The organism is Marinobacter sp. BW6 (assembly GCF_008107725.1).
Taxonomy (GTDB): Bacteria; Pseudomonadota; Gammaproteobacteria; order Pseudomonadales; family Oleiphilaceae; genus Marinobacter.
In genome coordinates, this window is the sequence record NZ_VIRN01000064.1 from 1690830 (window position 1) to 1709563 (window position 18734).

Consider the following 18734-nt stretch of genomic DNA (forward strand, 5'->3'; position numbering starts at 1 on the left):
GGCCAAGGTACTTCACGGGCAGGACTACGTATGCAGGATTTGTTGTCACAGGATGAAATCGATGCGCTCCTCCACGGGGTGGACGACGGTGACATTGATACCTATGAAGAGACTGACGATACCGGCATAAAGAACTACGACCTTGCCAGTCAGGACCGCATTGTCCGGGGCCGGATGCCGACTCTGGAAATGATCAACGAGCGATTTGCCCGCTATACCCGCATCAGTCTGTTCAACCTGATGCGTCGCAATGCTGATGTCTCCACCGGCGGCGTTCAGATCATGAAATTCGGCGAGTACATCCATACCCTGTACGTCCCCACCAGCCTGAATCTGTGCAAAGTCCGCCCGTTGCGAGGCACCTCGCTGTTCGTACTGGATGCCAAGCTGGTTTTCAAACTGGTGGACAACTTCTTCGGTGGGGAAGGTCGCCACGCCAAGATCGAGGGTCGCGAGTTCACTCCAACCGAGACTCGCATTGTCCAGATGGTCCTGGATCAGGTGTTCCATGACATGCAGGAAGCCTGGCACGCGGTACTCAAGGTGGATTTCGAGTACCTGAGCTCGGAGGTCAACCCGGCCATGGCCAACATCGTCAGTCCCAGTGAGGTGGTTGTGGTCAGCACTTTCCACATTGAACTGGACGGTGGCGGCGGTGAGCTGCATTTTGCCTTGCCCTATTCCATGATCGAGCCCATCCGAGACGTGCTCGATGCTGGGGTGCAGAGTGATATTGATGATGTCGATGAGCGTTGGGTAAATGCGCTTCAGGAAGACATCAAAGAGGTTAACGTTCCGATCAACACCACGGTCTGTCGCCGCCGGATATCGTTGCGGGACATCGCCAAGATGAAAGCCGGCGACATCATTCCGGTGGAGATTCCGGAGCATCTGACGGTCACTGCCAACGGTATCCCCATCTACAAGGCAACGTTGGGAACCCGTGACGGAAAACTGGCACTGCGAATTCATGAACGGGCATCAGTGCCCAAGGTAAAGAAACAATTGAAGGTGGGACGCAATGGCTGACGACGACAAGAAAGGCGAGCAGGAACTCAGCGAAGACGAAAAGCTGGCTGCCGAGTGGGAAGCCGCCATGGAAGAGTCCGGTGATGAAGGAGAGCGTGAGGACGAATGGGCTGCAGCGATGGCAGAGGCCGGTGAGTCCGGAGACGACGGCGACGACGTTCAGGCTGCTCCCATGGAAGAGTTTGATACCGGAAGCGAGCCCGCCCAGGGCGGTGGTCCGGCTCCGGATATTGACGTTATCCTCGATATACCGGTGACTATTTCAATGGAAGTAGGTAACACCCAGATCCCGATCCGCAACCTTTTGCAGCTTAACCAGGGCTCGGTAATTGAGCTGGACCGGCTGGCGGGTGAGCCGCTGGACGTTCTGGTAAACGGTACCCTGATCGCCCACGGCGAAGTGGTTATGGTGAACGAAAAGTTCGGCATCCGCTTGACCGACGTGATCAGCCCGGGTGAACGCATCAAGCGGTTGCAGAAGTAGCATGTGGTCCAGACTGACTGCAGCAGTGACGCTGCTTGTGATCAATCCGGTCGTTGCTCAGGAAACGGCAAAGACGACCGCGGCTGATTCTCCGGTGAGAGCCCCGGATACCCTTGGCACCATTCTCAGCCTGGGGCTGGGCCTGGTGGCAGTGGTTGCCGTGATCTATGGCTGCGCCTGGATTATCCGCCGGATGAACGGCATGACCGGCATGAACAACAACGCCATCAAGGTTGTGTCGGTGATGGCCATCGGTGCTCGCGAGCGTATCGCCCTGATTGAAGTGGGCGGCCAGCAGATCCTGCTGGGCATTACCCCATCGGCGATCCGGACCCTGCATGTGTTTGACGAGCCGGTTGTCGAGGCCGGCAGCGCCGGTTCCAGTGATTTTGCCCGTCGCCTGCAGGGCATGATTGGCAAATCCTGGACCTCCCCGACAAGGAACGACTAGGCCCATGCTTGCCGCAACCATCAAGCGACTGCTTCCATCCCTGATTGTATTGGCCGGCCTGGTCTGGGCGCCTTTGGCCCTTGCCCAGGAACCGTCTGGCATCCCCGGTATACCGGCGTTTACCGTCACACCCGGCGAAGGCGAGGGGGCGCAGGAATACTCGGTAACCCTGCAGATCCTGGCGTTAATGACAGCGCTGACCTTCCTGCCGGCCATGCTCATGATGATGACCTCGTTCACCCGCATCATCGTTGTGTTTGCCATTCTGCGTCAGGCCATTGGCCTGCAGTCCACCCCCTCGAACCAGATTCTTCTGGGGCTGGCCCTGTTTCTCAGTATCTTCATCATGAAACCGGTACTGGAGGAGGCCAATCGAGTCGCATTGCAACCCTACATGCAGGAAGAAGTGACCTCCCTGGAAGCGGTCGAGCTGGCCAGCCAGCCCTTCCGGAAATTCATGCTGGAACAGACCCGTGAGAGCGATCTGGCATTGTTCATGCGAATCTCCGATACACAGTACGAGACGCCGCAAGACGTGTCTTTCTGGATCCTGATGCCGGCATTCGTGACCAGTGAGCTCAAAACCGCATTCCAGATCGGGTTTATCCTGTTCATCCCGTTCCTGATTATCGACATGGTGGTGGCCAGTGTTCTCATGGCCATGGGTATGATGATGCTGTCGCCGATCATCATCTCCCTGCCGTTCAAGATCATGCTGTTTGTGCTGGTAGACGGTTGGGCCCTGATCATGGGCACCCTCGCTGCCAGTTACGGAATATAGGAGGCGTCATGACTCCGGAAACCGTTATCGACATCCTGCGCGAAGCCCTGTGGATGATTGTCCTCCTTGCCTCAGTCATCATCGGGCCCGGTCTGGTTATCGGTCTGGTCGTCAGTACCTTCCAGGCGGCAACACAGATCAACGAACAGACCTTGAGCTTCCTGCCGCGCCTGCTGGTCACGTTGATTGTCATTATTGTCTGGGGCCCCTGGATGTTGACGCAACTGCTGGACCACGCCAACCGGCTGTTCGGCAACATTCCTTACCTGATCGGCTGACGGATGATACCGGCGGAAATCGGCGCGGACGTTATCAGCCAGTGGGTCGGCCAGCACCTCTGGCCCTTGTTCCGTCTGGCCAGTTTCCTGATGGTGATCCCCATCTTCGGTACCCAGCTGGTGCCTGCACGGGTCCGCCTGGGCCTGGCTTTGCTGATGACCATCCTGATCGCACCCATGATCCCGCCCGTTCCTCAGGTGGAAGCCCTGAGTGCCGATGCCGTTGTCATCACCCTTCAGCAGATACTCATTGGCGTCGGCATGGGCTTCGCGCTCACAGCACTCTGGCAATTGTTCGTCGTTGCCGGACAGATGATCGCCATGCAAATGGGGCTGGGCTTTGCCTCCATGGTTGACCCCGCCAACGGCGTTAACGTGCCCGTTCTGGCCCAGATCTACACCATTACGATCACCTTGCTGTTCCTGGCCATGAACGGACACCTGGTCGCCTTCGAGGTCTTTATCGAAAGCTTCCGGACCCTGCCCATCGGCATGGAAGGCCTGGGCCAGACCGGCGTCTGGGAGCTGGCCCACCGGATCAGCTGGATGTTCGCCTCCGCCATGCTCCTGGCGTTGCCGGCGGTTACTGCCGTGCTGATCGTCAACATCTCCTTCGGCGTTATGACCCGTGCCGCACCCCAGATGAACATCTTCGCCCTGGGTTTCCCGATTGGCCTGATTTTTGGATTGTTTGCCATATGGGTGCTGCACGCCAATTTTCTGCCGCACTTTGATCAGTACACCCGAGAGACATTTGATTTCATGCGGGGACTGCAGGGGCAGCCGTAAAGACTCATGGCCGAAGAAGACGACAACAGTCAGGAAAAAACGGAAGAGGCCACTCCCCGAAGGCTGGAAAAAGCCAAGGAGGAGGGCCAGACTGCGCGCTCCAAAGAGCTTGCCACCATGGCTGTGCTTCTGGCCGGCGCGGGCGGCATGCTCATGTTCGGCGCCAGCCTTGGTGCGTCGCTGGAGGCCATCATGCGCGACAGCTTTGTGATCGAACGCTCCGCCATCTTCGACATGCGACACATGAGCGTGCAGCTCATCGCCTCTGCCAAGGAGGCCGCCTGGGCTCTTTCGCCCATTCTGGTGCTGCTTCTGATCGCCGCCATCTTTGGCTCCATTGGCATCGGTGGGCTGCTGATCAGCGGTAAGGCCGTGGCACCGAAACTCAATCGCATGGACCCCATCAAGGGCCTTGGTCGGATGTTCTCCATGCGTTCATTGATTGAACTGGTCAAGGCCATTGCCAAGGTCGGCCTGGTTATGGCATTGGCCATCCTGATCCTGAATCTACGCACTGAAGACCTGCTGGCCATCGCCGAAGAGCCGGTGGTGCCGGCCATGGAGCACGTACTCTGGACTATCGCCTGGAGCTTCTTCCTGCTGTCCTGCGCCACGATCATCATTGCGATGATCGACGTGCCATTCCAGATCTTCGATCACCAGAAAAAGCTGCGCATGACCAAGCAGGAAGTGAAAGACGAGTACAAGGACACCGAGGGCAAGCCGGAGGTTAAAGGCAAGATCCGTCAGCTGCAGCGCGAAATGGCCCAGCGGCGCATGATGCAGGATGTGCCTACCGCAGATGTGGTGATCACCAACCCGACCCACTATGCCGTGGCGTTGAAATATGACCAGAAAGCCAATGCTGCGCCCATTGTGGTCGCCAAAGGCGCCGATGAGATTGCCTTCAAGATCATGGAGATTGCCCGGGAGAACAAAGTCGAGATCCTGAGAACGCCGCCGCTGACCCGGGCGGTGTACCACAACACCGACATCGGCGAGGAGATTCCCGATGGCCTCTACATGGCCATTGCCCAGGTGCTCGCCTATGTCTTCCAGCTGCGGCAGTTCCGAAAGGGGCGCGGGCCGAAGCCGGGTATGCCTGACTTCCCGATTCCCTCGGATTTGCGGCGGGACGTCTGAGGTCAGTGCTGTGTTCCCTGGTGGCCTGCGAGGATTGGTGCTGGCGGGTTGTCGGGTGGGCCTCCCAAAAACCGCTACGAGCACATCCATGTGCGCTTGGCGTCGGCCATCCTTGGCCGCCGGCATCTTTGGGAGGCCCACCCGACAACCCGCTTTGGAACCATTCGAGATCGCATCAACAACCAGCCTCAATAACCCGAACCATCGGCTCCCCGCGGCTTTCGGGGATTGGCAGAATCCCATACCAGGATCGCGGATCGTGCACTGTGGCGGAGGCAAACCCATAGGACAGGAAATGCTCCCGTGCCTGGGCGTCGTTCTGGAAGTGGAAGGATACCTCGCTGCGGGTGACGGCCCCGAGGACGCCACCAAGTGCTTTGAGGGTATTGTTCAAAAAAGGCTGGCTGGGCTGGTAGTAGCTTTCGGACAGGTAAATGGAACCGGGGCGCTTTGCCATGGCGGCGGCAAGTCGCCGCCAGAACTCGCTGATGGTTTCCAGTGAAAAGTAGCTGGTCAGGCCTTCGGTGACGATGATCACCGGCTGGTTGTTCTCGAATACCCGGTCGATCACTTTTTCCAGTTGATACTCACCGTGGTCGGCGAGGATATCGACGGGTGTGACCTGATGGTGGTCGCCGAGTCGGCCGGTGGTCACCAGGCGGAGGGCTTTCCGGGCGGCCATGTCGGGCAGGTCGGCTTCGACCATGTGGAGCAGGGGATGTTTCTGGCGTAAACGAATCCCCCGGGGCGACATGCCGCAGGCAATTTCCAGCACCTGGGTGATGCCCTTGTCGCGGATTGCCTGGTCGATCAGGTGGTCGATGATCAGGTGTCGTTGCAGGAGGAAGGTGCGGATGTTGCCTCCGATGGCCGCTTTGCTGGCAGCTTCGAAGGGTGTCATCAGGTGGTAGAGCCAGCGGCCCTTTTCCGTGGCGAGGGTGTCGTCAGAAAGCCCGTACCGGTGCCAGACGGCACCGGTATACAGGGCAGTGAAGCTGATGCCGGAGCTGTCAGTCGGCTTTCTGCTCATAAACGGCTTTACCCCATGCCTCGCGGCTGCCGGGGAGTATCAGGTTCAGGATGATGGCAGCCACCGCGCACAACGCGATGCCTTCCAGGTGCCCGAGCACCATGCCGCCGATACCGAACACCAGGGTGACACCCACGATAACCAGGTTGCGAGACTGTGACAGATCCACCTGGTGGCGAATCAGTGTGTTGAGGCCGACCACGGCAATGGAGCCGAACAGCAGGCACAGGATGCCACCCATGACGGGTACCGGGATGGTCTGTAGTGCCGCGCCGAACTTGCCAACGAAAGCCAGAACGATGGCTATGCAGGCAGCCCACCACATGACCTTCGGGTTGAAGTTCTTGGTCAGCATCACAGCGCCGGTTACTTCCGAGTAAGTGGTGTTTGGCGGCCCGCCGAGCATGGAGGCAGCGCTGGTCGCCAGACCGTCACCCAGCAGGGTGCGGTGCAGGCCCGGTTTTTCCAGGTAGTTCTTGCGGGTCACGTTGCCGATGGCCAGAACGTCACCAATGTGCTCGATAGCCGGGGCAATGGCCACCGGAATCATGAACAATACCGCGCCCCAGCTGAAGGCCGGCGCAACAAAGTTGGGGACGGCAAACCAGGCGGCTTCCTGGATCGGCGTGGTATCCACGATGCCGGCAAAAGCAGACAGGATATAGCCGGTGATGACGCCGAACATGATCGGAATCAGCCGGAAGATGCCCTTGGACCAGACTGACATGATGATGGTCACCGCCAGAGAGATCATGGCGATCCAGATGGCGGTGTCATAGGGAATCAGCTGGTTGGCACCGTCACCGGTGCGTCCTGAGGCCATATGAACCGCAACGGGTGCCAGGCCGAGCCCGATGGTCATGATTACCGGGCCGATGACCACCGGCGGCAGCAGACGCCGGACAAAGCCGGTACCGCGCAGGCGTACCAGTCCACTCAGTAAAATATACAGAATACCTGCCGCCATCAGGCCGCCCAGGGTTTCTTCAATGCCAAACCGGCCCTTGGAGGCAATAACCGGTGCAATGAAGGCGAAGGATGACGCCAGGAAAATCGGGATCTGGCCCCCGGTCACCACGTGGAAGATCAGGGTGCCAAGGCCGGCGGTAAACAAGGCCACGTTGGGATCCAGCCCGGTAATCAGGGGCATCAGGACCAGTGCGCCGAAGGCCACCAGCAACATCTGGGAGCCGGCAATGGCCTGTTTCCAGACCGGGTCGTTGGTATGGTCCTGCATGCTTAAACGTCCTTCTGCTTGGTGCCGAAGATCTTGTCGCCGGCATCGCCGAGACCCGGAAGGATGTAGCCTTTGTCGTTAAGGCGCTCATCTACAGACGCGGTGTAGATGGATACATCCGGGTGCTTCTCGAGAACCTTTTCAACCCCTTCAGGTGCTGCGACCAGAACCAGAGCCCGGATCTCGGTGCTGCCTGCTTTCTTGAGCAGATCAATGGTGGAGATCATGGAACCCCCGGTGGCGAGCATCGGATCGACAATCATGGCCATGCGCTGGTCCAGTTCCCCCACCAGCTTTTCCAGGTAGGTGCTGGCCTCCAGGGTCTCCTCATTGCGGATCTGGCCGACAACGCTCACCCGGGCCACCGGGATCAGGCTCAGCACACCATCGAGCATGCCAAGCCCCGCCCGCAGGATCGGAACAATGGTAACTTTCTTGCCATGAATCTGTTCCACGTTAACCGGTCCAGCCCAGCCTTCGATGGTCTTTTCCTGAAGATTGAAATCCTTGGTGGCCTCGTAGGTCAGAAGTGCACCAACTTCCTGTGCCAGCTCCCGGAAATTCTTGGTGCTGATATCCGCACGGCGCATGATGCCGAGCTTGTGGCGGATCAGAGGGTGTTTTACCTCGTGGATTGGCATGGGGTCACCTGTGTGTCTGGTTGGAGTTTTAGCGTCGCGATCAAATGGCGCAAGGATACCGCATCTGGCAAGGGGAGTCAGGCCGCAAATGGCCGGTTAACGGAAATCCACTAAGGGGTGGTACGGATCTTGCGATAACCCTTCCAAACGACGCCTTGGTGTCAGATTTTCGACCTTTAAAATGCCTGCAGGCACGGCCAATCGGAGAAGTTTCCGGCATGGACAGAGCTTTAGTCCTTAATAACGTCAAAACCCTGACACGGGGAAATCTGGGCGTTCCCGTCATGCTGATGGGTTTGCTGGGTATGATGATCCTGCCCATGCCAGCTTTCCTGTTGGACGTGTTCTTTACCTTCAACATCACCCTGTCGATCGTTATTCTGCTGGTGTGTGTGTACGCCCTCCGGCCGATGGAGTTCGCCTCTTTCCCGACAGTCCTGCTGGTGGCCACGCTCTTGCGCCTCGCCCTGAACGTGGCATCTACCAGGATCGTACTGCTGAATGGTCACGAAGGCGGTGATGCAGCCGGTAAGGTTATCGAATCCTTTGGTGCAGTCCTGATCGGCGGTAACTATGCCGTGGGTCTGGTGGTGTTTGCGATCCTTATGATCATCAACTTCCTGGTGGTGACCAAGGGTGCCGGTCGGGTGTCTGAGGTAAGTGCACGTTTTACCCTGGACGCCATGCCCGGCAAGCAGATGGCCATTGATGCTGATCTGAACGCCGGTCTGATCAACCAGGACGAGGCCAAGCATCGTCGTTCAGAGATTGCCCAGGAAGCGGATTTCTACGGTTCCATGGATGGTGCTTCCAAGTTCGTGAAAGGGGACGCCATTGCCGGCCTGTTGATTCTTGCCATCAACATTATCGGTGGTATCGCCATCGGCATGCTCCAGCACGGGCTGGATTTTGGCCTGGCCGTAGAGCGCTACGCCTTGTTGACCATTGGTGACGGCCTGGTGGCACAGATTCCGTCTCTGCTGCTTTCCACGTCCGCGGCGATCATGGTGACGCGCGTTACCTCCAGCCAGGACATGGGCGGCCAGATTCTCCAACAGATGTTCAGTGCACCCAAGGCGCTGTCTATTGCCGCCGCGATCCTGATTATCCTCGGTTTGATTCCCGGTATGCCCCACGTGGCCTTCCTGGGACTGGGGGCGCTGGCAGGTGGAGCGGCCTGGTATATCTGGAAGCACCAGCGACAGACCGTGGAAGAAGAGGGCGCGTTCCCGGTGCGGGGTGGTGGCGCTGCGGCCCCAAGGCCATCGGGTCGGGATCTGCCCCCGGGCGGTGATGCAGGTGGCGATCAGGGACGTCAGTTGCCGGCACCTGGAGAGACCAAAGAGCTCGGCTGGGACGATGTGTCCACTGTCGATATCGTCGGTCTGGAAGTGGGTTACCGGCTGATTCCCCTGGTGGACAAATCCCAGGGTGGTCAGTTGCTCAGTCGAATAAAGGGTGTTCGTAAAAAGCTGTCCCAGGATCTGGGGTTCCTGATGCCCTCGGTCCACATTCGTGACAACCTGGATCTGATGCCTAACGTCTACCGCATCACCCTGATGGGCGTGACCATTGCCGAGGCGGAAATTCATCCGGACCGCGAGCTGGCAATAGATCCGGGACAGGTATTCGGGAAAGTGGAGGGGATTGAAGGCAAGGACCCGGCGTTTGGTCTGGATGCCTGCTGGATCGAGCCCGACAAGAAGGACCAGGCCCAGACCCTGGGGTATACCGTGGTTGATGCCAGTACCGTCGTCGCTACCCACCTGAACCAGGTATTGCAGAAGCATGCCCACGAACTGCTGGGCCACGAGGAAGTCCAGAAGTGGCTCGATCAGTTGGAGAAGATTTCTCCGAAGCTGGCCGAGGAGCTGGTGCCCACCACCGTTTCAATCAGTCTGCTACTGAAAGTACTGCAGAACCTGCTGAAAGAAGAAGTGCCGATCCGGGATATGCGGTCCATTGCCGAGGCCGTCGTGAATGTGCATCCGAAGAGTCAGGATCCGAAGCTGCTGACTACGGTCGCCCGGCAGTCCCTGCGCCGGATGATTGTCCAGAGTATCTGCGGCAACGAATCGGAGATACCGGTAATCACCCTGGATCCAGATCTGGAACAGTTATTGCTGAAGTCAGTTCAACAGAGTCAACAATCCGGCGGTCAGGAAGATATTGGCCTGGTTCTGGAACCGAATATGGTTGAAAAGCTCCAGCGCTCCCTTCAGGAGAGCGTCCAGCGCCAGGAGATGCTCGGCAAACCGGCCATTCTGCTGGTGTCCGGGCCTCTGAGGCCGGTCCTGGCGAAGTTTGCCAGTTATGGGGTAGAGCGACTTCACGTGCTCTCCTACCAGGAAATTCCGGATAACAAACAGATTACGATCGTGGCGTCCGTTGGCCAGTAACGGCCCGGATGACAGAGCGGACAGCGCCGGCACGGCGTTGCCGGTGGAGGAAGAGGCATCATGAAAGTAAAACGGTTTTTTGCTCAGACCATGGCCGAGGCGCTGAAACAGGTCAGTGAACAGATGGGGCCAGACGCCGTAATCCTTTCCAACCGTCGGGTCGACGGCGGCGTCGAAATTGTGACGGCTCTGGACTACGACGAAAACATGGCACGTCAGCGTCTGGGCAACCAGGCTGAGGAAGCGACCAACGGGTCCCGTCTTGCTGAGATGCAGGCCGACCAGCACCGCCGGCTCGAGGACGAGCTGAGTCGGTCACGGGATCGCATTCGCGAAGTCAGGGAAAAACGTGCGTCCCAGGGAGCCAGCTACGCCGGATCGTCGTTTGCAGCCGTTCAGGAAACGGTAAGCGGTGGTTTTGATGATGTGGAACCTCTGTCGAAAGCACCTGGGGAAACTTATTCCGATGAGCTGGCGCAGATGCGCGCCGAGATCAGCTCCCTGAGAGACATGATGCAGGGGCGTCGGTCGCAACCGGAGCCGGAGGTTTCGGCAACGACCGCCGTTCAGCAGAGGTTGGCCGAGCGGTTGCAGGAATTCGGACTCGGCAGTGATCTGGCGGGGTCAATTTCCCGGCGCCATAAGGCAGGGCGCCTGGAAGATGGGTGGAAACAGTCCCTGAAAATGCTGTGTACCGGCGTCCGGACCTCCCGCATGGAGTGGCTCGATGAGGGTGGTGCCTACGCGCTGGTGGGTCCCACCGGTTCCGGAAAAACCACTACCATTGGCAAACTGGCGGCCCGCTACGTGCTCAAGCATGGCTCCGACTCGGTGGCCCTGGTCACCACCGATCGCTATCGGGTGGCGGCGCACGAGCAGTTGTTCGTGTTCGGCCGTATCTTGAACGTGCCGGTTCGGGTCGTGGATGAGAGCCACAGTCTGGATGATATTCTGGACGAGCTGTCAGACCGTCACCTGGTCCTGATCGATACCGCTGGTCTGACCAGCGCCGACAAAGGCTACCAGGAACAGCTGGCAGAACTGGCTCGCAGCCATCACAATATCAAAACGCACCTGGTGGTCTCTGCAACCAGTCAACCGCGCATCATGAAATCCGTCTGGCATTGCTATAAGATGGCAAAACTTGCGGGCTGTGTAATGACCAAGATTGATGAGGCGCTCACACTGGGTGAGTCTCTCGGCTTTGTGATGGAAACCGGTCTGCCGGTAGCCTATTACACAGACGGGCAGAAGATTCCTGAAGATCTGCACCACGCAGAAGCCGTTCCGCTGGTGCGGCTGGCCGTGGACCGGCTTAAAACTCTCCAGCAACAGCAGGCGGTCGCAGAGGGTCTGAAAGAACACGCCTGAGACCGGACAGATTGACAGCAGGCGTCGGAAGATAGCACCCGGCGAAACGTGGCGAGAGACAAAAAACAGTATGAGCAAAGCACAACCGGTACAGGTGATTGCAGTTTCCGGCGGAAAAGGTGGAGTCGGCAAGAGTAACGTGTCGGTGAACCTCGGAATCGCCCTGGCGCAGAAAGGCCGGAGAGTGGTGCTGCTCGACGCCGACCTGGGGCTGGCGAATATCGACGTGTTGCTCGGCATTACCGCCAATCGTAATCTCCAGGATGTGCTGGCAGGTGAATGTGATCTCAAGGACGTTCTGGTGAATGGTCCTGGCGGTATCAAGATTGTTCCTGCCTCCTCTGGTACCCAGAGAATGACCCAGCTCAGCCCCATGGAACATGCCGGGCTGATTAACGCATTCAGCGAACTGGGGGACCAGATTGATGTCCTGATCGTGGATACTGCCGCCGGTATCTCCGAATCGGTGGTCAGCTTTCTCAGGGCATCCCAGGAACTGTTACTGGTGGTGTGCGATGAGCCCACTTCCATTACTGACTGTTACGCCCTGATCAAACTCATGAACCGCGAATACGGCACCAATCGTTTCCGTATTCTTGCCAACCAGGTGCGAAACGAGCAGGAAGGTCGGCATCTGTTTGAAAAACTGACACGGGTCACCGAGCGCTTCCTGGACGTGGCACTACAATACGTCGGAATAGTCCCCTACGATGAGGCTGTGAAGAAAGCGGTCCAGCGACAGCGCGCGGTGCTGGATGCCTATCCCAGAGCGAAAGCCTCCCTGGCCATAAAGGCGCTGGCGGACAAGGTAGACAGTTGGCCATTGCCGTCCTCTCCCCGCGGGCATTTGGAATTTTTTGTGGAGCGGCTCGTCGAAGTCTGAATCGGATCCAGTCAAACAAGAAACCGGATACATGACATTGGCGAAAAACCTCGGAATCTATAACCAGTCGGGTGCGCAGAAGCCTTCTCAGCTCGTTGAGCAGCATGCGCCGCTGGTCAAGAAAATTGCTCTTCACCTGATGGCCCGCCTGCCGGCGTCCGTTCAGTTGGAAGACCTGATGCAGGCCGGCATGATCGGCTTGCTTGAGGCTGCCCAGCGCTACAGTTCCACCAAAGGTGCCACCTTCGAAACCTACGCCGGTATCCGGATTCGCGGCGCCATGGTGGATGAAATCCGCAAGGGCGACTGGGTCCCCCGTTCTGTGCATCGCAACGCCCGCCGTATTTCCCAGGCCATCAAGGCCGTTGAAGACCGTCTGGGCCGTGAAGCCCAGGATCTGGAAGTGGCCGAAGAGCTGGGTATGGGATTGGCCGAATATCATTCTTACCTTTCCGATTCCAATAGTGGCCGACTTTTTAGTCTCGATGAGCTCAATGAATCCGGAGAGCTGCCGATAGAACAGACAGAGACACAGGATAATCCCCTTGAGGGCTTGTCCTCCGATGCCTTCCGGCGCAGCCTCGCGGAGGCCATTGAAGACCTGCCAGAGCGGGAAAAACTGGTGCTGAGCCTGTATTACCAGGAAGAACTGAACCTCAAGGAGATTGGTGCGGTGCTTGGCGTCAGCGAGAGCCGGGTAAGCCAGATTCACAGCCAGGCAGCTTTGCGCCTTCGGGGACGGCTGTCGGATTGGCGCCAGGAATCGGACAGCTGACTGCGTTCAGTCTGTGTCGGCGACGGGGTAGTCTGTAGTTTTTGGTAACCGATGCTTTACAACCGAAGCAAAGGTCTGACAATAAGCGGTTAAAACAGCGGCCTGCTAGACTTTGAACGCAAAGGTCAAATGAATTCCGGGTGTTACTAACTGGAGGTCCCATTGGACAAAAACATGAAAATTCTCATTGTGGACGACTTCTCCACGATGCGACGGATCATCAAGAACCTGCTGCGTGATCTGGGCTTCACCAACACCGATGAAGCTGACGACGGCAACACAGCGCTGCCGATGCTCAAGAGCGGCAAATACGATTTTCTGGTAACCGACTGGAACATGCCGGGCATGTCCGGTTTTGATCTGCTCAAGGCCGTTCGGGCGGATGAGAATCTGAAAACCCTGCCGGTATTGATGGTAACGGCTGAGGCCAAGCGGGATCAGATTGTTGCCGCGGCCCAGGCGGGCGTGAACGGTTATGTTGTCAAACCGTTCACCGCCGCGGTGCTCAAGGAAAAGATTGAGAAAATCTTTGAAAGAATCCAGTAACCAGAGGTCGGATGGCTCTCATGAGCGATAGCAAAAAGAACCATCGGGGCCTTGAACCGGAGGTGACGGAAAAGCTCCAGCGGCAGGCGGCAGCACTGGCAGAGAGTGTTGATGCAGGTGATTATGCGCAAGCCATGACCCTGATCAATGAACTTAGTGAGGTCAGGGATCAGAGTCTGTATCGCGAGGTAGGGCGATTGACCCGGAGCTTGCACGAAGCAATCCGGAACTTCCAGATTGACCCCCGTAACGCCGAGCAGCAGGAAGCGCTGTCGATGATGACAGATGCCTCCGATCGCCTCGAATACGTCGTGCAGATGACCGGTGAAGCGGCCAACCGGACCATGGATCTGGTTGAGGAAACCATGCCGGTGGCGAATGCCCTGAGAGACGAGGCCGCCGCCTTGCGTGATGAGTGGCAGCGACTGCGTCGCCGGGAAATGCAGCCGGCCGAGTTCCGGGAGCTTTACGGCCGGATTGATCGCTTTTTCGTTAGCATGGCTACCGATGCTGACACCATGTACAGCAACCTGTCGGAAATTCTGCTGGCCCAGGATTATCAGGATCTTACGGGTCAGGTTATCCAGAAGGTCACCGCCCTGGTGAAAGAGGTGGAGGAGCAGATGCTCAGCCTGGTTGTGATGGCCAGCCATGTGGATCAGCTGACCGGAACGGTGCACCAGATTGAAGAAAAGGAAGAATCTGCAGAGAAGGGCGTCGGGCCCCAGATCAAGGCCGATGAGCGTGAAGATGTAGTTTCGGGACAGGATGACGTAGACGACCTGTTGTCCAGTCTCGGTTTCTGAATGAAGAGGGTAACGCATGGCGTTTGATGCTGATGAAGAGATTTTGCAGGACTTCCTGGTAGAAGCCGGCGAGATCCTCGAAAAGCTGTCAGAGCAGTTGGTAGATCTTGAGCAACATCCTGACGACAGTGACCTGCTCAACGCCATCTTCCGTGGCTTTCACACCGTTAAAGGCGGCGCGGGCTTCCTTCAGCTTGAAGCACTGGTGAATTGCTGCCATTCCGCCGAGAACGTTTTTGACATCCTGCGTAATCACAAGCGCAAGGTGGACTCTGAGTTGATGGACGTGGTTCTGGAAGCCCTGGACAACGTCAATGCCATGTTTGAGCAGGTCCGCAATCACGAGGAACTGACACCGGCCCCGGACGAACTGATTGCACGCCTGGATGCCCTGGCCCAGCCAGAAGGCGAGGGGACACCCGCCGCTGCTTCTCAACCTGAGCACCAACAGAGCGAACCTGCGGAAGACGGTGGCGACATCACCGACGATGAATTCGAGCAACTTCTGGACGCATTGCAGGACGAGAAATCCGACGACACTTCTTCGGCTTCGGGCGCGGAATCGGCCGCCGGTGACCATGAGGGTTCCGGAGACGACGAAATAAGCGACGACGAATTCGAGGCGCTGCTGGATCAGCTGCACGGAAAAGGGCAGTTTGCGGGTGCACCGGCGGGCGAAGAAGAGCCCGTCAGTAAAGAAGAAAAACCGGCCGTTAAGGCTGAGGCCGGCGGCGATGATCTGATCACCGACGACGAATTCGAGAAACTGCTGGACGATCTCCACGGCAAAGGCGGAAGTCCGACAGCGGGTGGCGAGCCTTCAGCCCCCAAACAGGCTTCAGCGCCGAAGGAAACCTCAGCCCCGAAAGAGCCGGCCAAGCCGAAGGCAGAGGCTCCGAAGCCAGAGAAACCGGAAGCAAAAGGCGCTGCCGCACCGGCCATGCCCGCCCGCGAGCATGCTCCGGCGGCGGAAACGACGGTACGCGTCGACACCAAGCGCCTCGACGACATCATGAATATGGTGGGGGAACTGGTGCTGGTTCGTAACCGCCTCCAGCGTCTGGGCCTCGAAAGCGAAGACGAACACATGCACAAGGCGGTGTCCAACCTGGATGTGGTCACCACAGATCTCCAGTCTGCGGTGATGCAGACCCGCATGCAGCCGATCAAGAAAGTGTTTGGCCGGTTCCCACGGGTGGTGCGTGATCTGGCCCGGAACCTCAAGAAAGAGGTCAACCTGGTGATGCACGGTGAAGACACCGACCTGGACAAGAACCTGGTCGAAGCGCTGTCCGATCCGCTGGTCCACCTGGTCCGGAATTCGGTAGACCACGGGATTGAAGCCCCCGAGGTACGTGAGAAAGCAGGTAAGCCCCGGCAGGGTACCGTTACCCTGTCTGCCGAGCAGGAGGGTGATCATATCCTGCTGTTCATCGAAGATGACGGCGCCGGTATGGATCCGGAAGTGCTGCGCCGGAAGGCAGTTGAGAAGGGGATCTACGATCAGGATGCCGCTGATCGCCTGACTAATTCCGAGTGCTTCAATCTGATTTTTGCCGCCGGATTTTCCACCAAGGACCAGATTTCAGATGTTTCCGGTCGTGGTGTCGGCATGGATGTGGTTAAAACCAAGATTGGCCAGCTCAATGGCCAGTTGAGCATCGAATCGGAACTGGGTAAGGGTTCGCGAATCGTCATCAAGGTTCCGTTGACACTGGCGATCATGCCCACTCTGATGATCATGCTGGGGGATCAGTCGTTCGCATTGCCGTTGGTAAATGTAGTCGAGATCTTCCATCTGGACCTGACCAAGACCAACATCGTCGATGGGCGTGAGTGTATTGTGGTTCGGGAAAAGGTATTCCCGCTGTTTCACATCAAACGCTGGCTGGTTCGTAGCGGTGCTACCCAGGAGGTGCCCGAAAACGCTCATGTGGTCATCGTGGCCATGGGTACCAAGCAGGTGGGTTTTGTCGTCGACCAGCTTGTCGGGCAGGAAGAGGTGGTTATCAAACCCCTCGGGCGCGCACTGCAGGGTACACCGGGTATGGCGGGCGCCACCATTACCGGTGACGGCCGGATTGCGCTGATCATTGATGTTCCCAGCTTGCTGCAACACTACGGCTGAGCCGCGCCGGCAGCTGGTTGAGGCCAGAGAACTTTGGATTGGGTAGGAGAAGTGGATGACAGTTTCTGTCCTGGTCGTTGACGATTCAGGGTTTTTTCGCAAACGGCTGACGGAAATCCTGACCAGCTCCGGCCAGATCAAGGTGGTTGGTGCTGCCACCAACGGTCGAGAAGGCGTTGAGCTGGCCGAAAAACTGCGCCCCGACGTCATCACCATGGATTACGAGATGCCGGTAATGGACGGCATCTCCGCCGTGCGCGAGATCATGCGCAAACATCCTATACCGGTGCTCATGTTCTCTTCGCTGACCTATGAAGGCGCTCGGGTGACCCTGGACGCGCTCGAGGCGGGTGCCGTTGATTTTCTGCCCAAGAATTTCGAAGAAATAGCCCGGGATAACAGCCAGCTCCAGAAAATTCTGATTGACCGGATTCTGGATGTGGCTCGCAGCCGCCCCGGCAACCGGTCTAAGTCGCCGTCCCGCTCCGAACCGGCAGCGCCGGCCTCCAGGTCGCCGGGCCCTTCAGCGCACCCCCGGACGGAATCGGCGCCGCGTCATCGACCCGACGCCCATCCCTCCAATCCACCGGCAGGTCCTGCGAGCGAAACCGAAACACCAAGGCGTCATGCCCGTCGAGGTACGGCCAAGCATTACGCTGTGGTGGGTATCGGCACCTCAACCGGCGGGCCGGTGGCCCTGCAACGGGTACTGACGGCATTGCCCGCGACGTTCCCGGCCCCCATCGTTCTGGTACAGCATATGCCGGCCAGCTTTACGCCGGCCTTCGCCGAGCGCCTGAACAAGCTCTGCCGGATTGAAGTCCGGCAGGCCGAGGATGGCGATGTGTTGCGGCCCGGGCTTGCCTTGCTCGCGCCCGGCGGCAAACAGATGATGGTCGAGAATCGGGGTGGTCAGGCCCGGATACGGATCCTGCCCGGAGACGAGCGACTTAATTACAAGCCCTGTGTGGACGTAACCTTCGGTTCCCTGGCCAGGAGTTTTCCGGGCAAGACTCTGGGCGTCATTCTTACCGGTATGGGCTCGGACGGCAAAGAAGGTTGCCGGATGATGAAGCAGAGTGGATCGGACATCTGGTCACAGGATGAAAAATCGTCGGTTATTTACGGAATGCCCATGGCGGTCGCCAAGGCGGGGCTGACTGATGATGTGCTGTCGCTGGACGAAATCGGGCCACGCCTGGTCGAAGGTGTCAGCTGATGGATTTCCTGAGCCTGCTCGGAGTCATACTGGCCTTTGCCGCCATACTTGGCGGCAATCTGCTGGAGGGCGGAGCGGTCAGCTCCCTGTTTAACGGGCCCGCAGCCATTATCGTTATTGGGGGTACCCTGGCGGCGACCATCCTGCAGACCTCCTGGCCCATGCTCAAACGGGCCTTTACCCAGGTGCGGTGGGTGTTCGTTCCGCCGTTCATTAACCTGGAAGACGGTATCGGAAAGGTCATCGACTGGAGTGTCAAAGCCCGGAAACAGGGGTTGCTGGGTCTTGAAGGTCTTGCCGAACGAGAGCCGGAACCCTTTGCGCGCAAGGGTTTGCAACTGCTGGTGGACGGGGCCGAAACCGAGACCATCAGGGGTATCATGGAAGTGGACCTGGAGTCCCGTGAGCAGAGGGATCTGGAGTCTGCCAAAGTGTTCGAGGCCATGGGCGGTTACTCCCCGACCATCGGCATCATCGGGGCGGTGATGGGATTGATCCAGGTAATGACGAACCTGGAGGATCCACAGTCACTGGGCAGCGGGATCGCGACCGCCTTTGTGGCCACCATCTACGGCGTGGCGCTGGCCAACCTGCTGTTCTTCCCGGTCGCAAACAAGATGCGCGGTATCGTGCGGGAACGTACCCGATACGAGGACATGATGATCGACGGTATTATTGCCATCGCCGAGGGTGAAAACCCGAAATCCATCGAATTGCGGCTGCGGGGCTTCCTGCAGTAAGCAT

The 18734-nt window shown here is 58.2% G+C and carries 19 protein-coding genes; 16 read left to right on the plus strand and 3 right to left on the minus strand.

Annotated features, from left to right (window positions below):
• Positions 1-30: 30 nt before the first annotated feature.
• The 7 genes from fliM to flhB are packed head-to-tail and all read left to right on the plus strand — an operon-like array spanning position 31 to position 4955.
• A complete protein-coding gene (gene fliM / locus FMN52_RS16420) occupies positions 31-1029 on the plus strand; it encodes a flagellar motor switch protein FliM (RefSeq protein ID WP_148609629.1) in 999 nt (332 codons plus the stop codon).
• Positions 1022-1513, plus strand: coding sequence for a flagellar motor switch protein FliN (gene fliN, locus FMN52_RS16425; RefSeq protein WP_148609630.1), 492 nt, complete (start codon positions 1022-1024; stop codon positions 1511-1513). Before fliM ends, fliN begins: the two co-directional genes overlap by 8 nt.
• Position 1514: 1 nt before the next feature.
• Complete coding sequence (gene fliO, locus FMN52_RS16430; protein WP_148609631.1) at positions 1515-1964, plus strand: flagellar biosynthetic protein FliO; 450 nt, start codon at positions 1515-1517, stop codon at positions 1962-1964.
• 4 nt (positions 1965-1968) lie between these two features.
• Positions 1969-2745 carry a flagellar type III secretion system pore protein FliP gene (fliP, locus tag FMN52_RS16435; protein WP_148609632.1) on the plus strand — a complete coding sequence of 259 codons (777 nt, stop codon included), beginning with the start codon at positions 1969-1971 and terminating at the stop codon, positions 2743-2745.
• 8 nt (positions 2746-2753) lie between these two features.
• Positions 2754-3023, plus strand: a complete 270-nt coding sequence (fliQ, locus tag FMN52_RS16440; protein WP_148609633.1) for a flagellar biosynthesis protein FliQ — start codon at positions 2754-2756, stop codon at positions 3021-3023.
• Between the two features lie 3 nt (positions 3024-3026).
• Positions 3027-3812 (plus strand): flagellar biosynthetic protein FliR, encoded by a 786-nt coding sequence (gene fliR, locus FMN52_RS16445; RefSeq protein WP_148609634.1) that lies wholly within the window; start codon positions 3027-3029, stop codon positions 3810-3812.
• A 6-nt stretch (positions 3813-3818) separates the two neighbouring features.
• Positions 3819-4955, plus strand: a complete 1137-nt coding sequence (flhB, locus tag FMN52_RS16450) for a flagellar biosynthesis protein FlhB (RefSeq protein WP_148609635.1) — start codon at positions 3819-3821, stop codon at positions 4953-4955.
• 175 nt (positions 4956-5130) lie between these two features.
• Here the strand turns inward: flhB and FMN52_RS16455 are convergent, their stop codons facing one another.
• The 3 genes from FMN52_RS16455 to upp are packed head-to-tail and all read right to left on the minus strand — an operon-like array spanning position 5131 to position 7863.
• On the minus strand, positions 5131-5985 hold the full coding sequence (locus tag FMN52_RS16455; RefSeq protein WP_148609636.1) for a class I SAM-dependent methyltransferase: 855 nt from the start codon (positions 5983-5985) through the stop codon (positions 5131-5133).
• Positions 5966-7222 (minus strand): uracil-xanthine permease family protein, encoded by a 1257-nt coding sequence (locus FMN52_RS16460; protein ID WP_148609637.1) that lies wholly within the window; start codon positions 7220-7222, stop codon positions 5966-5968. The genes FMN52_RS16455 and FMN52_RS16460 overlap by 20 nt, the downstream gene beginning before the upstream one ends.
• Positions 7223-7224: 2 nt before the next feature.
• The gene (gene upp / locus FMN52_RS16465; protein ID WP_008173081.1) at positions 7225-7863 is read right to left on the minus strand and encodes a uracil phosphoribosyltransferase; all 639 of its coding nucleotides are present in this window, start codon (positions 7861-7863) and stop codon (positions 7225-7227) included.
• Positions 7864-8081: 218 nt separating this feature from the next.
• Here upp and flhA point away from each other — a divergent pair, with 218 nt between their 5' ends.
• From flhA to FMN52_RS16510, 9 genes are all read left to right on the plus strand, one after another.
• Positions 8082-10262 (plus strand): flagellar biosynthesis protein FlhA, encoded by a 2181-nt coding sequence (gene flhA / locus FMN52_RS16470; protein ID WP_148609638.1) that lies wholly within the window; start codon positions 8082-8084, stop codon positions 10260-10262.
• Between the two features lie 60 nt (positions 10263-10322).
• Complete coding sequence (gene flhF / locus FMN52_RS16475) at positions 10323-11633, plus strand: flagellar biosynthesis protein FlhF (protein ID WP_148609639.1); 1311 nt, start codon at positions 10323-10325, stop codon at positions 11631-11633.
• A gap of 70 nt (positions 11634-11703) precedes the next feature.
• The gene (locus FMN52_RS16480) at positions 11704-12516 is read left to right on the plus strand and encodes a MinD/ParA family protein (protein ID WP_148609640.1); all 813 of its coding nucleotides are present in this window, start codon (positions 11704-11706) and stop codon (positions 12514-12516) included.
• Between the two features lie 31 nt (positions 12517-12547).
• A complete protein-coding gene (locus tag FMN52_RS16485) occupies positions 12548-13291 on the plus strand; it encodes an RNA polymerase sigma factor FliA (RefSeq protein ID WP_148609641.1) in 744 nt (247 codons plus the stop codon).
• A gap of 162 nt (positions 13292-13453) precedes the next feature.
• The gene (cheY, locus tag FMN52_RS16490) at positions 13454-13837 is read left to right on the plus strand and encodes a chemotaxis response regulator CheY (protein ID WP_008173086.1); all 384 of its coding nucleotides are present in this window, start codon (positions 13454-13456) and stop codon (positions 13835-13837) included.
• A 20-nt stretch (positions 13838-13857) separates the two neighbouring features.
• A complete protein-coding gene (locus FMN52_RS16495; protein ID WP_148609642.1) occupies positions 13858-14643 on the plus strand; it encodes a protein phosphatase CheZ in 786 nt (261 codons plus the stop codon).
• A gap of 16 nt (positions 14644-14659) precedes the next feature.
• Positions 14660-16771: a chemotaxis protein CheA gene (locus FMN52_RS16500; RefSeq protein WP_148609643.1), complete on the plus strand. Its 2112-nt coding sequence runs from the start codon at positions 14660-14662 to the stop codon at positions 16769-16771.
• Between the two features lie 55 nt (positions 16772-16826).
• On the plus strand, positions 16827-17990 hold the full coding sequence (locus FMN52_RS16505; protein WP_148609644.1) for a chemotaxis response regulator protein-glutamate methylesterase: 1164 nt from the start codon (positions 16827-16829) through the stop codon (positions 17988-17990).
• A complete protein-coding gene (locus tag FMN52_RS16510; protein ID WP_148609645.1) occupies positions 17990-18730 on the plus strand; it encodes a flagellar motor protein in 741 nt (246 codons plus the stop codon). The genes FMN52_RS16505 and FMN52_RS16510 overlap by 1 nt, the downstream gene beginning before the upstream one ends.
• Positions 18731-18734 lie beyond the last annotated feature (4 nt).

Excerpts from the sequence above, each read along its gene's own strand:
- fliM (WP_148609629.1), top strand. The coding sequence starts at position 31 with ATGCAGGATTTGTTGTCACAGGATGAAATCGATGCGCTCCTCCACGGG.
- fliN (WP_148609630.1), top strand. The coding sequence starts at position 1,022 with ATGGCTGACGACGACAAGAAAGGCGAGCAGGAACTCAGCGAAGACGAA.
- fliO (WP_148609631.1), top strand. The coding sequence starts at position 1,515 with ATGTGGTCCAGACTGACTGCAGCAGTGACGCTGCTTGTGATCAATCCG.
- fliP (WP_148609632.1), top strand. The coding sequence starts at position 1,969 with ATGCTTGCCGCAACCATCAAGCGACTGCTTCCATCCCTGATTGTATTG.
- fliQ (WP_148609633.1), top strand. The coding sequence starts at position 2,754 with ATGACTCCGGAAACCGTTATCGACATCCTGCGCGAAGCCCTGTGGATG.
- fliR (WP_148609634.1), top strand. The coding sequence starts at position 3,027 with ATGATACCGGCGGAAATCGGCGCGGACGTTATCAGCCAGTGGGTCGGC.
- flhB (WP_148609635.1), top strand. The coding sequence starts at position 3,819 with ATGGCCGAAGAAGACGACAACAGTCAGGAAAAAACGGAAGAGGCCACT.
- FMN52_RS16455 (WP_148609636.1), bottom strand. The coding sequence starts at position 5,985 with ATGAGCAGAAAGCCGACTGACAGCTCCGGCATCAGCTTCACTGCCCTG.
- FMN52_RS16460 (WP_148609637.1), bottom strand. The coding sequence starts at position 7,222 with ATGCAGGACCATACCAACGACCCGGTCTGGAAACAGGCCATTGCCGGC.
- upp (WP_008173081.1), bottom strand. The coding sequence starts at position 7,863 with ATGCCAATCCACGAGGTAAAACACCCTCTGATCCGCCACAAGCTCGGC.
- flhA (WP_148609638.1), top strand. The coding sequence starts at position 8,082 with ATGGACAGAGCTTTAGTCCTTAATAACGTCAAAACCCTGACACGGGGA.
- flhF (WP_148609639.1), top strand. The coding sequence starts at position 10,323 with ATGAAAGTAAAACGGTTTTTTGCTCAGACCATGGCCGAGGCGCTGAAA.
- FMN52_RS16480 (WP_148609640.1), top strand. The coding sequence starts at position 11,704 with ATGAGCAAAGCACAACCGGTACAGGTGATTGCAGTTTCCGGCGGAAAA.
- FMN52_RS16485 (WP_148609641.1), top strand. The coding sequence starts at position 12,548 with ATGACATTGGCGAAAAACCTCGGAATCTATAACCAGTCGGGTGCGCAG.
- FMN52_RS16495 (WP_148609642.1), top strand. The coding sequence starts at position 13,858 with ATGAGCGATAGCAAAAAGAACCATCGGGGCCTTGAACCGGAGGTGACG.
- FMN52_RS16500 (WP_148609643.1), top strand. The coding sequence starts at position 14,660 with ATGGCGTTTGATGCTGATGAAGAGATTTTGCAGGACTTCCTGGTAGAA.
- FMN52_RS16505 (WP_148609644.1), top strand. The coding sequence starts at position 16,827 with ATGACAGTTTCTGTCCTGGTCGTTGACGATTCAGGGTTTTTTCGCAAA.
- FMN52_RS16510 (WP_148609645.1), top strand. The coding sequence starts at position 17,990 with ATGGATTTCCTGAGCCTGCTCGGAGTCATACTGGCCTTTGCCGCCATA.